Origin of the sequence: Sphingopyxis sp. (assembly GCF_041916015.1) — a bacterium.
In the GTDB taxonomy this organism is placed as follows: Bacteria; Pseudomonadota; Alphaproteobacteria; order Sphingomonadales; family Sphingomonadaceae; genus Sphingopyxis.
The window spans coordinates 71,646-85,928 of record NZ_JAYSAH010000049.1 but is presented as its reverse complement, the minus strand read 5'-3'; the positions used below and the strand labels follow the sequence as shown (position 1 = coordinate 85,928).

The following is a 14,283-nucleotide window of genomic DNA, read 5'->3' as shown; positions in this document are numbered from 1 at the left end:
TGGAAAGGTGCCTGACATGTCGATCACGCCGCTGATGCCCGTTTATCCCCGGTGCGCTGTGCGTCCGGTGCGAGGCGAAGGCGCCTGGCTGATCGGCGAACGAGGCGAGCGCTATCTCGATTTCGCGAGCGGCATCGCAGTGAACTTGCTCGGCCACGGCCACCCGCATCTGACCCAGGCGATCCAGGATCAGGCAGCGACGCTGATCCATGTGTCGAACCTCTACGGCAGCCCGCAGGGCGAGGCTTTCGCCCAGCGCCTCGTCGACAATACGTTCGCCGACACGGTGTTCTTCACCAATTCGGGCGCCGAGGCGGTCGAATGCGCGATCAAGACCGCGCGCGCCTATCATTCGAGCGCGGGCAACGCCCACAAGCATACGCTGATCACCTTCAACAACGCCTTCCACGGCCGCACCCTTGGCACGATCTCCGCAACCAACCAGGAAAAGCTGCGCAAGGGCTTCGACCCGCTGCTGCCGGGCTTCGGCTATGCGCCGTTCGACGACCTCAACGCGGCGCTCGATCTGGTCGATGACAGCACGGCGGGCTTCCTCGTCGAGCCGGTGCAGGGCGAGGGTGGCATCCGCCCCGCGTCGCAGCCCTTCCTGCAGGGCCTGCGCGACATCTGCAACGAGCGCGACCTGATGCTGATCTTCGACGAGGTTCAGTGCGGCGTTGCGCGCACCGGCTCGCTCTATGCTTATGAGCAATACGGCCTCGCGCCCGACATCCTCGCGAGCGCGAAGGGCATTGGCGGCGGTTTCCCGATGGGTGCCTGCCTCGCGACCGAAAAGGCGGCGCGCGGCATGACCATCGGCACCCATGGCTCGACCTATGGCGGCAATCCGCTCGCGATGGCGGCGGGGCAGGCGGTTTTCGACGTGATCCTCGAAGAGGGTTTCCTCGATCAGGTCAAGGCGACCGGCGAACGTCTGCGCGGCGCGCTCGAACAGCTTATTCCGAACCACGACAATCTGTTCGAGAGCGTGCGCGGCATGGGCCTGATGCTCGGCGTCAAGATGAAGTCCGACAGCCGCGCCTTCGTTGCGCATCTGCGCGACAATCACGGGCTACTGACAGTGGCGGCGGGCGACAATGTCATCCGCATCCTGCCGCCGCTCAACATCGAGCAGGGCCATATCGACGAGTGCATCGAGAAATTGTCGGCAGGGGCGGCGAGCTTTACGCCGCCGGCGTCCTGATGATTTCCGTTCCTGTAGAACGGAGGGCATAGTGCCCAATTTCCTGAACCTGTCCGACGCGGGCGGGGATGCCGTCGCGGCGATGCTCGCCGATGCGATCGACCGCAAGGCGGCGCGCGCGGGCTGGCCGAAGGCGCGGCCCGACGCCGACAAGCCGCTCGCCGACCATGTGCTGGCAATGGTGTTCGAGAAGAATTCGACGCGCACGCGCTGCTCCTTCGACCTAGCGATCCGCCAATTGGGCGGCGTGCCGATGATCCTCGACGCCGGAACCTCGCAACTCGGCCGCGGCGAGACGATCGCCGACACGGCGCGCGTGCTGTCGCGCTACGCCGACGCGATCATGATCCGCACCGATCATCACGAGAAGATCGAGGAACTCGCCGAATATGCAGGCGTTCCGGTCATCAACGGCCTGACCGACCTGTCGCACCCGTGCCAGATCGTCGCCGATCTGCTGACGATCGTCGAGAGCGGCAAGGCGCTCCCTGGGCTCGAACTCGCGTGGCTTGGCGACGGCAACAATGTCCTCGCGTCGCTGATCGAGGCGGCGGGGCTGTTCGGCTTCAACGTTCGCGCGGGCGTGCCGCAGGGCTATGAACCCGACGCGCGCTTCGTCGAGGCGGCGCGCGCGAAGGGCGCGCGGATCGACATCGTCCGCGACGCGCGCGAAGCCGTGGCGGGCGCCGATCTCGTCGTCACCGACACCTGGGTGTCGATGGGACAGGACCATGCGCACAACAAGCTCGCGGCGATGGCGCCCTATCAGGTCGACGAACGGTTGATGGGCGCGGCGAAGGGCGACGCGCTCTTTCTCCATTGCCTCCCCGCGCACCGCGGCGAGGAGGTCGTCGATGCGGTGATCGACGGCACGCAGTCGCGCGTCTGGGACGAGGCCGAGAACCGGGTCCATGCGCAAAAGTCGGTCCTGCTGTGGGCGCTCGGCAAGCTATGAGCGAGATGCAGGAAACCTGGTTCGACCAGCCGCTGACCTTCACCATCGCCGACCGCCATGTGCGCGGGCGGCTGGTGCGATTGGGGCCGGTGCTGAACAGGATCGTGGCGGCACACAGCTATCCGCCGGCGGCCGAAAAGCTGCTCGCCGAGGCGCTGGTTCTGACTGCATTGCTCGGCTCGACGCTGAAGGACAAGGAAAGCCAACTCACACTGCAGGCGCAGACCGGCGGCGGTCCGGTCGAACTGCTCGTCTGCGATTACAAGGGCGGCGAGCTTCGCGGCTATCTGAAGTTCGATGCCGAGCGGCTCGCCGAAATGGGGTCCGATCCCACGCTGTTTGCGCTGTTCGGCGAGGGATTTCTTGCGATCACCTTCGACCAGGCGGCGAGCGCAGAGCGCTATCAGGGCATCGTCCCGCTCGAAGGCGCGTCGATCGGTGACGCCGCCGAACATTATTTCGAACAGTCCGAGCAGATTCCGAGCCTGATCAAGCTCGCCGCGCGCCACGATGCCGAGGCGGGGTGCGTCGCGGGCGGCCTGCTGCTCCAGCACCTGCCCGAGGGCGAGGTCGGGCGCGACCGGCTCCACGTCCGGCACGACCATCCCGAATGGGAGCATGCGCGCATGATCGCCGAGACGCTGAAGGCCGAGGAACTGACCGATCCCGCAACCTCGCTCGAGACGCTGGCATGGCGGCTGTTCCATGAGGACGAGGTGCGCGTCGAAACGGGCGATGTCGTCTCGCGCGGCTGCCGGTGCAGCGTCGATTATTTTGCCGGCGTGCTGTCGAAATTCCCCGAAGCCGAGCGCGGCGAGATGGCCGACGAGGCCGGGCTGATCAACGTCGATTGCGCCTTTTGCTCGCGCGTCTTTCCCATCACGCTGGAGGAGATCGCTGCGCACGGCTGAACGGCGAGCACGACGAAACGAGCCAAATTGGCGCCAAGCGGTTGAAATCCATCCCCTGCGTTGCTACTTCCTCCTCAATGGGGTCGCGTTTCCGTCCAACTATGGACGACCAGATGGAAGGAAATATGGCGATCTTTTCCCCGATTTTCAGAACGTCCCTCGTAGTGCTCGGCCTCGCCGCGGCGACCGCGGTCCCTGCGCAGGCGCCGTCGCTCGCGATGCTCGACCGGCTCGAAAAGGGGAGCTGGCAGCTGCGCGAACGCGGCAAGGATGCGGTGCTGCAGACCATGTGCCTGGGCGATGCGCGGCGGATGATCCAGGTCGAGCATCCGCAATCGAACTGCTCGCGCTATATCATCGAGGACACGCCGAACTCGGTGACGGTCCATTATACCTGCCCGGGCGCGGGGCATGGCCGCACGACAATCCGCAGCGAGACCAACCGGCTCGTCCAGATCGATACGCAGGGTATCGCGGGCGGCCGCCCCTTCTCGCAGGCGATCGAGGCGCGGCGCACGGGCGCCTGCTCCTAATCGATTGTTAACCATTATCCGCTAAACGGGACGGACGACGCACCTTTGTGTGTCCTTCTCCCTAACGGCTTCATGCCGAACTGGGCCGCTCGGCAATCGCCGCGCGGCCCATTTCTTTGTGCGGCGCAGCGCTTGCGCCTCCGGCGGCGCGGGCCTATCTGGCGCCGATGCAGCAAGTTTCCGGAAAAACGGTGATCGTCCTCTTGTCGGGCGGGCTCGACTCGATGGTTTGCGCGGGGCTCGCGCGCGAGGCCGGCGCGCGGATCGTCGCGCTCACGGTCGATTACAACCAGCGCCACCGCGTCGAGCTCGAATCGGCGGCGCGGATCGCGGACTATGTCGGCGCGGCCGAGCATATCGTCCTGCCGCTCGACCTCCGCCGCTTCGGCGGCTCGGCGCTGACCGCCGACATCGACGTGCCCAAGGACGGGGTGGGCGATGACGTGCCGATCACCTATGTTCCCGCGCGCAACCTCATCTTCCTGTCGCTGACGCTCGGCCTTGCCGAAGCACGGCAAGCGCAGGACATCGTCATCGGCGTCAACGCGCTCGACTATTCGGGCTATCCCGACTGCCGGCCCGAATTCATATCGGGTTTCGAGAAGCTGGCGGCGCTCGCGACCCGCGACGGCGACAAGGGCGTCGATTTCCGCATCCACGCGCCGCTCCAGCATATGACCAAGGCCGATATCGCAGCCGAGGCCGCGCGGCTCGGCATCGACGCGGGGATGAGCTGGTCGTGCTACGACCCGACCCCCGGGGGTCTGCATTGCGGGCTGTGCGACAGCTGCCGGCTGCGCAGCAAGGGCTTCGCCGACGCTGGGCTGTCCGACCCGACGCGCTACGCCTGATCCCATGGCCTACGCCGTCAAAGAGATTTTCCTGACCCTGCAGGGCGAGGGCGCGCAGGCGGGGCGCCGCGCGGTGTTCTGCCGCTTTGCCGGCTGCAATTTGTGGACCGGGCGCGAGCAGGACCGCGCCAAAGCGATCTGCCAATTCTGCGATACGGACTTTGTCGGCACCGGCGGCACGCTCGGCGGCAAATATGCCGATGCCGCGGCGCTTGCGGGCGTCATCGCTGAAAGCTGGGGCGAGGGAGAAGCCGATCGCTACGTCGTGCTCACCGGCGGTGAGCCGATGCTTCAGGTCGATGCGGCGCTGATTGACGCGCTGCACGCCGAGGGTTTCACCATCGCGATCGAGACCAACGGCACCCATGCGGTGCCGCGCAGCATCGACTGGATCTGTGTCAGCCCCAAGGCGGGCAGCGAATTGGTGCAGAAGAGCGGCGACGAGCTCAAACTTGTCTGGCCGCAGCCGGGTAGCGACGTCGAAGCGCTGGTGGCGCTCGATTTCACCCATCGGCTGATCCAGCCGCTCGACGATCCGGACGCGGCAAACAATGTCCGGGCGTGCATCGATCTGGTGATGGCGGACCCGCGCTGGCGCCTGTCGCTCCAGGCGCACAAATCGCTTGGACTCCGATAGGGATTATTCGGACGTCTTCGCGGCGCTGTCGGCCGTCAGCGCCTTTTTGGCGACCGGCGCTTCGACGGCATCGGGATTCGGTTCCGCGTCCTCGCTCTCCGCCGCCGCGTCGGCGGCGGGCTTCGCGGCTTCCTTCTTCGTCCCGTCGTCCGGAACGCTGTTGTCGATCGCGGTGCCGTCGCCCGCGGCATTATCGAGGATGATCATCGAATCGCTGACGCTGCCCGGCTGAACCTCGACCGCGTCGAGCTTGGTCGCGGTCTTGCCCGACGGTTCATTGCCGCAGGCGGCAAGCGAAAGGAAGAGGAGCGAGCTGAGGATGATCCGCGTCATGGCGCCGTTCCTAATCGCTCGCCCGCAGCTTGTCGAGAAAGGCGGGCGCGGTGTCGGCAAGCGCGCGATCGACCTCCTCGAACGAGGCCTGCTTCCCAAGCGCTGCGAGGCTGGTGACCGGAAATTCGGCGATGCCGCACGGAACGATGCCGGTGAAATGTGCCAGATCCGGCGCGACGTTGAGCGAAAAGCCGTGGAGCGTGACCCAGCGCTTCACGCGCACTCCGATCGCGCCGATCTTGGCTTCGCGGCCCTGTTCGTCGTCGGTCCAGATGCCGATGCGGCCCTCGGCACGGCGCGCGGCCACGCCGAGCAGCGCGAGCGCGTCGATCACCCAGCCTTCGAGCGCCGAGACATAGGCGCGCACGTCACGCCCGCGCTTCGCGAGGTCGAGCTGGACATAGCCGACGCGCTGGCCGGGGCCGTGATAGGTGTAGCGTCCCCCGCGCCCCGCATCGAACACCGGAAAGCGCGGGTCGAGAAGCTCGGCGGGATCGGCGCTCGTTCCCGCCGTATAGAGCGGCGGATGCTCGAGCAGCCAGATGCGTTCCTGGCCCGTGCCCGCGTGGATCGCGGCGGCGCGCGCTTCCATGTCGGCGAGCGCGGCCTCATAGCCGGTCAGGCCGGGCGAAAAGGTCCATTCGGGGGCGGAAAGGGTGGTCATTTCGGGTGCTTCCTGCCGCCCGGGGAGCGCGGAGGCAAGAGGGTAGGCGGCTTTCGGTAACAAGGCTGGACATTGGGAGCGAAGACCGTCAGTTTCAACCCGATCAGGGAAAAAGAAAACAACGGGGTATCAATGGCAAAGTTCGATATGGGTGCGGCTTGGGAAGACAGCATCGCCCTGCTGAAAGCGCATAGCGCGCTGACCGGAGCGATCGCGGCGGTCTTCCTGTTTCTGCCGACCCTCGTCGTCGCGTGGTTCGGGCCGGCGCCGGCCGAACCCCCCGCGGGCGCGACGGTCGATCAGATTCTGACGATCTTTCAGGATAATATCCGGCAAGTCCTGCCCTATCAGCTGGGCGTGGCCTTGTTCGCTCTGGTGGGAACGGTGGCGATCCTCCGCTTGTGGCTGTCGCGCACCGGCACCAGCGTCGGTGAGGCGATCGGCTTCGCCTTTCGCCTCCTGCCGACGATGATCGTCGTCCAGATTCTGACGGGCTTCATCCTCGGACTGGGCTTCATCCTGCTGATCGTCCCGGGACTTTATCTGATCGGTCGCCTCGCACTGGTTTCGCCGGTGGTCGCGGACCGCGGCCTGTACAACCCGCTCGAAGCGATCGGCGAAAGCTGGAATCTGACCCGCGACAATGGCTGGTCAATCTTCTTCTTTCTCTTTCTCGTGATGATTGTCGTCGGCATCACGGTGGGCATCGTCACACTGGTCGTCAGCGCTGTCGTCGGTGCGGAGCCGGGCGCCGGGCGCATCATCAGCGGATTTTTCGAATCGGCGCTCGGGGTGGCCGCGTCGATGCTCTCGATCGCGATCTCGACGGCCGCCTATCGCCAGCTTGCAAGCGGCGGGGATGCGGGCGTGTTCGAATGACGGGAAATTCAAGGGGCAAGGGTCGCAACATATGTGGAGATGGGGCGCCTGACAGAGGATAGGTCGGGCTCGAAAAAGGGGATTGGACATGACCAAAATGAGTATCGGTGCGGCCTTTTCGGAAACCTTCGCGTTTCTGAAGGCCAATTGGACACAGATGCTGATCTGGTTCGGCGGCGCGTTGCTGCTCGTCGGCCTGCTCGGCTTTCTGTTTTTGGGATCGACCTTTTCGGCGATGGCGATGGCGCCCAACGATCCGTCGCTTATCATGGGCGCGATGGGCAAGATCGGCCTGTTCGCCCTGCTCGCGTCGGTCATTCTCTATGCCGCCTGCATGCTCATCTGGCGCGGCGGCCTGCATCCGGGCGAGGCGCCCAATTTCGGCTGGGCCCTTCAGGCCGGCCCGGCTTTCGCCTTTGGCATGATCGTCGTGATGATCGCCGCCTATATCGTGATCTTCATCGTGATGCTGATCTTCGGGCTGATCTTCGGTGCCGCGCTCGGCGGGGCCGGGGCCTTCTCGCCCGCTGCGCTGGAATCGGGCGCGGTCGGTGGCGGCGCGATCTTCGTCGCCGTGCTGCTCTATCTGGCGGTGATCGTCTTCATGCTCTGGGTGCAGGGACGCTTCATCGTCGCCGGTCCGGTGATGGCCGATCGCCTGACCCGCAACCCGGTCACGGGCCTTACCGAATCCTGGAACATGACGCGGGCTTCGCAGTGGGTGATCGTCGGTTTCTATCTGCTCTTCACCATCCTGATGGTCGTCTACATCTTTGTCGCCGGGCTGATCTTCGGCGGCATCACGGGAGCGATCGCGGGCGGTTCGGCGGCCGGAATGATCCTGTCGATGATCGTCATGGCAGCGGTCGTCTATCTGCCGATCATCATGGCATCCTTTTCGATGCCCATCGGCGTCTATCGCGCCATCGCACCGAAAGCCTCGGCTGACGTGTTCGCCTGATCGCGGCGAAGCGCTATCGAAGAAGGGCGCTCCGGCGACGGAGCGCCCTTCTTCATATCAGCTCCATTTGGCGAGTGGGGGGAGGCTCATCAGGATCGCGTCGATATTGCCGCCGGTCTTGAGCCCGAACAGCGTGCCACGGTCATAGACCAAGTTGAACTCCGCGTAGCGGCCGCGCCACAGGAGTTGCTCCTCGCGCTCGGCTTCGGTGAAGGGCAGGCCCATTCGCCGCCGCACGATCTGCGGGAAGATGTCGAGAAAGGCTTCGCCCACCGCCTGCGTAAAGGCGAAATTGCGATCGAATTCGCCATCGTCGCCGCATTCGAGATGGTCGTAGAAGATGCCGCCGACGCCGCGATGAACGCCGCGATGCGGGATGTAGAAATAATCCTCGGCCCATTTGGCATAGCGTTCGTAGACGTCGGGGCCATAGGGCGCGCAGGCAGCGCGGAAGCGCGCGTGAAAGGCGTCGGTGTCCTCCTGGTAGGGAATCGGTGGATTGAGGTCGGCGCCGCCGCCGAACCAGCGCTTCGTCGTGGCAAGGAAGCGCGTGTTCATATGGACGGCGGGAACGTGCGGATTCGCCATATGCGCGACGAGGCTGATCCCGGTCGCGAAGAAGCTCGGGTCCTCGCCCGCGCCATGGATCGACGCCGCGAAATCGGGCGCGAACTCGCCGCCGACGGTCGAGACATTGACGCCGACCTTTTCAAAGACCTGGCCCGTCATCACGCCGCGCACCCCGCCGCCCCCTTCGCCCGGCGCGATTCCGTCCGCCTCGCGATCCCACGGGGTGTAGGTGAACGTCGTGTCGCTCCCCGCCTCGCGCTCGATCGCCTCGAATTCGGCGCAGATTCTTGTCCGCAGCGACTCGAACCAGGCGCGTGCCTGCTGCTGCTGGTTGTCGAGCGAGATCATGCGGTAAAGCCTTTCGTTTGGCGGAGCGCCTCGGCGAGCGCGATGCCAGCCGCAACCGCGACATTCAAGGATCGAAAGCCCGGCCGCATCGGAATCGCGACCCGTGCGGTGACGGCCTCATGGACGTGGTGCGGAACGCCCGCGCTCTCTGATCCGAAGAGCAGCACATCGCCGGAATCGAAATCAAAATCGGGCAGGGGAGTCGCGCCCGCGGTCGTCAGCAGCACGACACGCTGCCCGCCGGTCTGCGCCCATTGCCGGAATGCATCCCAATTCGGATGGCGCCGCACATTGGCGCGCACCGCATAGTCCATTCCCGCGCGTTTCAGCGCTGCATCGCCGAACGGAAAGCCGCACGGCTCGATGATATGTGCCGGCGCCCCGAAACAGGCCGCGGTGCGCAGGATCGTGCCGACGTTGCCGGCGATGTCGGGCTGGAACAGCGCAATTTCCATGCCGCTGCCATAAAGGGGAAGCCGCCGGGAATCGAGAGGCTTGGGCGCGGGGTCCTTGTCCAGTGCAAGAAGCGGAAATTGCCTGTTGGCAAGCCCGGACTGTGCGGCTATCAGGCCCGCAATTCCCGGAGGGGCCGCCGGGCTGTGCCGTTTCGTGCGTGCGCAACAGGGCGGGTCATTCCTTCTTGGGAACTATGTCAGTTCACCCATGCAAGGGCAGTCGAATGGCCAGTGAAACCGATACTACCGCCGGCATCGAAGATGGCGTGCGGCGCCGGGACTTCATCAACATCGCAGCAGTGAGTTTTGCCGGTGTCGGTGCGGTCGCGGTGGTGCTCCCCCTGGTCAACCAGATGAACCCTTCCGCCGACGTGCTCGCGCTGTCGTCGACCGAGATCGACATTTCGGCGATCCAGCCGGGGCAGGCGATTAAGACCAGCTGGCGCAAGCAGCCGGTTTTCGTCCGTAACCTGATGCCCGCCGAAATCGCGGCCGCGAAGAAGGTTCCGCTCAGCGAACTGCGCGACCCGCAGACGATCGACGAGCGCACCAAGCCCGGCAAGGAAAACTGGCTGATCACGCTCGGCGTCTGCACCCACCTGGGCTGCGTGCCGCTCGGCGCGGCCGAGGGCGAGAATCGCGGTGACTTCGGCGGCTATTTCTGCCCGTGCCACGGTTCGCACTACGACACCGCGGCGCGCATCCGCAAAGGCCCGGCGCCGAAGAATCTGACCGTGCCGCCCTATGAATTCACCAGCGACACTGTCGTGACGATCGGCTGAGGAGCGAGATAAGATGAGCTTTCCCTGGGCCAAACCCTATGAACCCAAGCATCCGCTGATGAAGTGGATGGACGAGAAGCTGCCGATTCCGCGCCTCGTCTACAATGCGACCGGCCCCGGCTATCCGGTGCCGCGCAACCTCAACTATTTCTGGAACTTCGGCGTTCTCGCGGGCGCCGCGCTGGTCATCCAGATCGTCACCGGCATCGTGCTGGCGATGCATTATGCCGCCAACGCGGGCGTCGCGTTCAACTCGGTCGAGCATATCATGCGCGACGTGAACGCCGGCTGGTTCATCCGCTACGCGCACATGAACGGCGCGAGCATGTTCTTCATCGTCGTCTATCTGCACATCTCCCGCGGCCTTTATTACGGTTCGTACAAGGCGCCGCGCGAAATGGTGTGGCTGCTCGGCGTCGTGATCTTCCTGCTGATGATGGCGACCGCCTTCATGGGCTATGTCCTTCCCTGGGGCCAGATGAGCTTCTGGGGCGCGCAGGTGATCACCGGCTTCTTCTCGGCGATACCCGTCGTGGGCGAGCCGATCCGCGTCTGGCTGCTCGGCGGCTTTGCGCCGGACAATGCCGCGCTCAACCGCTTCTTCTCGCTGCACTATCTGCTGCCCTTCGTGATCGCGGGCGTCATCATCCTGCACATCTGGGCGCTGCACATCCCGGGCTCGTCGAATCCGACCGGTATCGAGGTGAAGGACGAACAGGACACCGTCCCGTTCCACCCCTATTATACTGCGAAGGACGGCGTCGGCGTCGGCGTGTTCCTGCTGCTGTTCGTCGCGCTGACCTTCTTCAGCCCGAACCTGCTCGGTCATGCCGACAACTATATCGCGGCGAACCCGCTTTCGACGCCTGCGCATATCGTGCCCGAATGGTATTTCTGGCCTTTCTACGCGATCCTGCGCGCCTTCACCTTCAACTTCCTGTGGATCGATGCGAAGCTGTGGGGCGTCATCGCGATGTTCGCGGCGATCGCTTTGCTGTTCTTCCTGCCCTGGCTCGACAGCTCGCCGGTAAAGTCGTCGAACTATCGTCCGCTCAACCGCATCTTCTTCTGGGTGCTCGTCGTCGATGTGCTCATCCTCGGCTATTGCGGCAAGAGCCCGGCGGAGCAGCCTTACGTGATCATGAGCCAGCTCGCCGCGGCTTATTATTTCGCGCACTTCCTGATCATCCTGCCGATCATTTCGCGGATCGAACGCCCGCTGCCGATGCCGAATTCGATCACGGAAGCGGTCCTCGCAAAGCATGCCGACGACACGTCGGCGGCCACGGCCTGAGCGCCGGACTTTAATAGGAGCTGATACAGCCATGGTTCGTCCGCTCGGTTTTCTCGTCGGTCTGGGGTTCATCGTCGCCCTGCTGTGCGCGATCGTCACCACGCCGCTCACCAATGAGCCCAACGCCTCGCACGAGTTCCACAAGGAACCACAGCATCTAGCGCTGACCAGCGATGGCCTGTTTCCACACTGGGACAAGGCCAAGCTGCAGCGCGGGATGCAGGTCTACAAGGAAGTCTGCTCGGCCTGCCACAGCCTGAATCTCGTCGCCTTCCGCGACATTCAGGACTTCGGCTACACCGAGGGCCAGGTGAAGACCTTCGCCAAGGGGTTCCAGGTGCCGTCGATCAACCCCGACACGGGCGAGCCGGCGACGCGCGACGGCCTGCCGTCGGATCATTTCCCGGCGCCCTATGCGAACGAAGTCGCGGCGCGCGCGGCCAACAACAATGCGCTGCCGCCCGATCTGTCGCTGATCACCAAGGCGCGCGAAGGCGGCAAGGACTATGTCTATTCGCTGCTGACCGGCTTCCAGAATCCCCCGGCGAACCTGCCGAAGGAACTGCAGCCGCCGACGGGCCTGCACTACAACCCCTATTTCGCGAACCTCAACCTCGCGATGGCGCCGCCGCTGCAGAACGGTCAGGTGACCTTCGCAGACGGTTCGCCGAACACGGTGAAGGCGATGGCCTCGGACGTCGCGGCCTTCCTCGTGTGGACCGCCGAACCGAAGCTGGTGAAGCGTCACCAGGTGGGCTGGGCAGCCTTTCTCTTCCTGCTCATCTTCACCGGCCTGACCTATATGTCGTACCGCAACATCTGGGCCGACAAGAAGCATTGAGGTTACGGGGGAGGGCGGCCACTCCGATGATCGCCCTCCCGCCTCGGCCCGAGCTTGACCTCGCGTCGCTCGTGCGCACGATCCCGGACTTTCCCAAGCCGGGCATTCAATTTCGCGATATTACCACCCTGATCGGCGATGCCGCCGGCTTTTCCGAAAGCGTGCGGCGTCTGGCCGATCGCGCAGCCGCCTATCGCCCCGATTACATCGTGGCGGTCGAGGCGCGCGGTTTCCTGTTCGGTGCGGCTATGGCGACGGCAATGGGCGTCGGGCTCGTTCCCGTGCGCAAGGCAGGCAAGCTGCCGGGCGTCACGATCGGCGTCGATTACGAACTCGAATACGGCGCCGACCGCCTCGAACTGCACGAAGGCGCAGTCATGGCTGGGCACCGCGTGGTGCTCGTCGACGATCTGCTGGCAACCGGCGGCACGATCCTCGCCGCGGCGCGGCTGATGCAGAGTGTCGGCGCCGAGGTTGCTGCGGCGCTGTTCGTCATCGACTTGCCCGACCTTGGCGGCTCGCTGCGCCTCGAAGCCGCGGGACTGACCTGCGAGACGCTGATCGCGTTCGAGGGGGATTGATCAGCATCGGCATTGGGGTGGTGAGCTGCCCTAAACTCCTCCCTGCGGCGCAGCCATGGGGAGGGGGAGTGCAGGGTTGAATTGCCCCCGGCAATTCAAGTCCAGTCCGGGGGACTGGACGACCCAGCACTCTCGCGAAGCGAGTGGTGGAGGGGCCGCGACGTCGCGCCATTGCCCCTCCGTCCGCCCTGCGGGCTACCACCTCCCCATGGCTTCGCCACAGGGAGGATCGGGATCTCCCCTCCCGGTCAAAAGCCGTCGCGCCATTCTATGCGCTACGCAAAAGAAAAGGCCCGCGCCAAAGCGCGGGTTATGCTCGCCCCCTTGGCAAGCCCTCCGGTGCCTAGAAGGGCACCCAATTCTGCTTCTTGCGGATCTTCATATAGCCGGCGTTGACACCGAGGCGGGCGCCGACGCCGACGCGGATCGGGATCAGCACGACGTCACCGCGGCGCAGATAGCTCGCGTTGAAGCCACCGACGAGATAGGCGGCGCCTTCGCCCGCGGGATAGCGCTTGTAGAGATCCTCGGTGTCGAACAGATTGTAGACGAGGACGAAGGTGCTCGCGGCGTTGGCGCCGGCGTCGAAACCGATCGAGGGGCCGTTCCAGTAAACCGGCTTTTCGCCTTCGATCTTGTGATGCAGCGTTCCCGAACCGTAGCGCACGCCGATGCCGAGCGCGCCGCCGGCTTCGCGCCCGACGATATAGGCATTGGGTTCGCCCTGCTTCTTCAGGATGTCCTCGATCAGCCCGGCCAGGCCCTGCGCACCCTTGCCGAACACGCCTTCGGCGGCGCCGATCAGGTCGTCCTTCTTGTAGGTCGTGCCTTCCGCCGCCGTGGTCGGGGCCGTAGTGGTCGTGGTCGCGGAATCGGGTGCGGCCGAATATTGCTGGTCGCCGGTCGCCAGGTCGCTGTTCAGCGTCGGGTCGCTCGACGAATAGTCGGCGCCGGGCGGCGGAGCTGGCGTTGCCGGCTGGGGGTTGTCGAGGTCCGAATCGATCGCCGTGTTGGGATCGACCGAGGTCATCTGCGCCTTCGCCACCGGCGCGAGCGCGAGCCCGAGCGAAGCAAAGGCCGTGACGGCAAAAGCGGCAAGCGTCTTACGCATATTTCCCCCAAATCGGCGGGCGCATCATGCGCCCGTGGGCTAGTCATGACTCCGACAGTGAATCGCGGGCAATGAATGGGCGATGACTTGAGTCGATTTTGCGCCGGACCGAATCGATTTCGCCATGAAATGCGCAAAAGAAAGCCAAAAGGAGGTGATGTTAGGCGTTGCGGGGCGCGAAACGCATGGCTATAGCGACCCGCCTGAGGCCAGACTGCCGTTAGCCCGGCAGGCCATGCGGAGACGTGGGTGAGTGGCTGAAACCAACGGTTTGCTAAACCGTCGTACTGGTAAATCCGGTACCGAGGGTTCGAATCCCTCCGTCTCCGCCAATTCTGAAAATTCATAACTTTCATTGACTTACGGGGCATCC

The 14,283-nt window shown here is 64.7% G+C and carries 17 protein-coding genes and 1 tRNA gene; 13 read left to right on the top strand and 5 right to left on the bottom strand.

The window, feature by feature from the left end; translation table 11 throughout:
• Window positions 1–16: 16 nt before the first annotated feature.
• The 6 genes from ACE3SL_RS07100 (at window position 17) to queE (ending at window position 5,091) form a co-directional block, all read left to right on the top strand.
• Window positions 17–1,204: an aspartate aminotransferase family protein gene (locus ACE3SL_RS07100; RefSeq protein ID WP_374525047.1), complete on the top strand. Its 1,188-nt coding sequence runs from the start codon at window positions 17–19 to the stop codon at window positions 1,202–1,204.
• Between the two features lie 28 nt (window positions 1,205–1,232).
• Window positions 1,233–2,159: an ornithine carbamoyltransferase gene (gene argF / locus ACE3SL_RS07095; RefSeq protein WP_374525174.1), complete on the top strand. Its 927-nt coding sequence runs from the start codon at window positions 1,233–1,235 to the stop codon at window positions 2,157–2,159.
• A gap of 5 nt (window positions 2,160–2,164) precedes the next feature.
• Window positions 2,165–3,070: an Hsp33 family molecular chaperone HslO gene (locus ACE3SL_RS07090; protein ID WP_374525173.1), complete on the top strand. Its 906-nt coding sequence runs from the start codon at window positions 2,165–2,167 to the stop codon at window positions 3,068–3,070.
• Window positions 3,071–3,195: 125 nt separating this feature from the next.
• A complete protein-coding gene (locus ACE3SL_RS07085) occupies window positions 3,196–3,603 on the top strand; it encodes a DUF3617 domain-containing protein (RefSeq protein WP_374525046.1) in 408 nt (135 codons plus the stop codon).
• 167 nt (window positions 3,604–3,770) lie between these two features.
• A complete protein-coding gene (gene queC, locus ACE3SL_RS07080) occupies window positions 3,771–4,454 on the top strand; it encodes a 7-cyano-7-deazaguanine synthase QueC (RefSeq protein ID WP_374525045.1) in 684 nt (227 codons plus the stop codon).
• Between the two features lie 4 nt (window positions 4,455–4,458).
• A complete protein-coding gene (gene queE, locus ACE3SL_RS07075; protein ID WP_374525044.1) occupies window positions 4,459–5,091 on the top strand; it encodes a 7-carboxy-7-deazaguanine synthase in 633 nt (210 codons plus the stop codon).
• Window positions 5,092–5,094: 3 nt separating this feature from the next.
• Here the strand turns inward: queE and ACE3SL_RS07070 are convergent, their stop codons facing one another.
• The gene (locus ACE3SL_RS07070) at window positions 5,095–5,424 is read right to left on the bottom strand and encodes a hypothetical protein (RefSeq protein ID WP_374525043.1); all 330 of its coding nucleotides are present in this window, start codon (window positions 5,422–5,424) and stop codon (window positions 5,095–5,097) included.
• 10 nt (window positions 5,425–5,434) lie between these two features.
• On the bottom strand, window positions 5,435–6,088 hold the full coding sequence (gene lipB, locus ACE3SL_RS07065; protein ID WP_374525042.1) for a lipoyl(octanoyl) transferase LipB: 654 nt from the start codon (window positions 6,086–6,088) through the stop codon (window positions 5,435–5,437).
• Window positions 6,089–6,220: 132 nt separating this feature from the next.
• Between lipB and ACE3SL_RS07060 the strand changes: the two genes are divergently transcribed.
• On the top strand, window positions 6,221–6,967 hold the full coding sequence (locus ACE3SL_RS07060; protein WP_374525041.1) for a hypothetical protein: 747 nt from the start codon (window positions 6,221–6,223) through the stop codon (window positions 6,965–6,967).
• A gap of 88 nt (window positions 6,968–7,055) precedes the next feature.
• Window positions 7,056–7,928: a hypothetical protein gene (locus ACE3SL_RS07055; RefSeq protein WP_374525040.1), complete on the top strand. Its 873-nt coding sequence runs from the start codon at window positions 7,056–7,058 to the stop codon at window positions 7,926–7,928.
• Between the two features lie 57 nt (window positions 7,929–7,985).
• Here ACE3SL_RS07055 and hemF read toward each other — a convergent pair whose 3' ends face one another.
• On the bottom strand, window positions 7,986–8,846 hold the full coding sequence (gene hemF, locus ACE3SL_RS07050) for an oxygen-dependent coproporphyrinogen oxidase (RefSeq protein WP_374525039.1): 861 nt from the start codon (window positions 8,844–8,846) through the stop codon (window positions 7,986–7,988).
• On the bottom strand, window positions 8,843–9,301 hold the full coding sequence (locus ACE3SL_RS07045; RefSeq protein ID WP_374525038.1) for a tRNA (cytidine(34)-2'-O)-methyltransferase: 459 nt from the start codon (window positions 9,299–9,301) through the stop codon (window positions 8,843–8,845). The genes hemF and ACE3SL_RS07045 overlap by 4 nt, the downstream gene beginning before the upstream one ends.
• A gap of 224 nt (window positions 9,302–9,525) precedes the next feature.
• On the opposite strand from ACE3SL_RS07045, the gene petA reads away from it, so the two are divergent.
• The 4 genes from petA to ACE3SL_RS07025 are packed head-to-tail and all read left to right on the top strand — an operon-like array spanning window position 9,526 to window position 12,799.
• Window positions 9,526–10,083: a ubiquinol-cytochrome c reductase iron-sulfur subunit gene (gene petA / locus ACE3SL_RS07040; RefSeq protein WP_374525037.1), complete on the top strand. Its 558-nt coding sequence runs from the start codon at window positions 9,526–9,528 to the stop codon at window positions 10,081–10,083.
• 13 nt (window positions 10,084–10,096) lie between these two features.
• Window positions 10,097–11,377, top strand: coding sequence for a cytochrome bc complex cytochrome b subunit (locus tag ACE3SL_RS07035; protein WP_374525036.1), 1,281 nt, complete (start codon window positions 10,097–10,099; stop codon window positions 11,375–11,377).
• A gap of 31 nt (window positions 11,378–11,408) precedes the next feature.
• Entirely contained in the window at window positions 11,409–12,218 is an 810-nt protein-coding gene (locus tag ACE3SL_RS07030; protein WP_374525035.1) for a cytochrome c1, read from the top strand.
• A gap of 26 nt (window positions 12,219–12,244) precedes the next feature.
• Window positions 12,245–12,799 (top strand): adenine phosphoribosyltransferase, encoded by a 555-nt coding sequence (locus ACE3SL_RS07025; protein ID WP_374525034.1) that lies wholly within the window; start codon window positions 12,245–12,247, stop codon window positions 12,797–12,799.
• 343 nt (window positions 12,800–13,142) lie between these two features.
• Here ACE3SL_RS07025 and ACE3SL_RS07020 read toward each other — a convergent pair whose 3' ends face one another.
• Window positions 13,143–13,910 carry a DUF1134 domain-containing protein gene (locus tag ACE3SL_RS07020; protein WP_374525033.1) on the bottom strand — a complete coding sequence of 256 codons (768 nt, stop codon included), beginning with the start codon at window positions 13,908–13,910 and terminating at the stop codon, window positions 13,143–13,145.
• Window positions 13,911–14,149: 239 nt separating this feature from the next.
• Between ACE3SL_RS07020 and ACE3SL_RS07015 the strand changes: the two genes are divergently transcribed.
• A tRNA-Ser gene (locus ACE3SL_RS07015) sits at window positions 14,150–14,242 on the top strand.
• The last annotated feature ends 41 nt before the right edge of the window (window positions 14,243–14,283 follow it).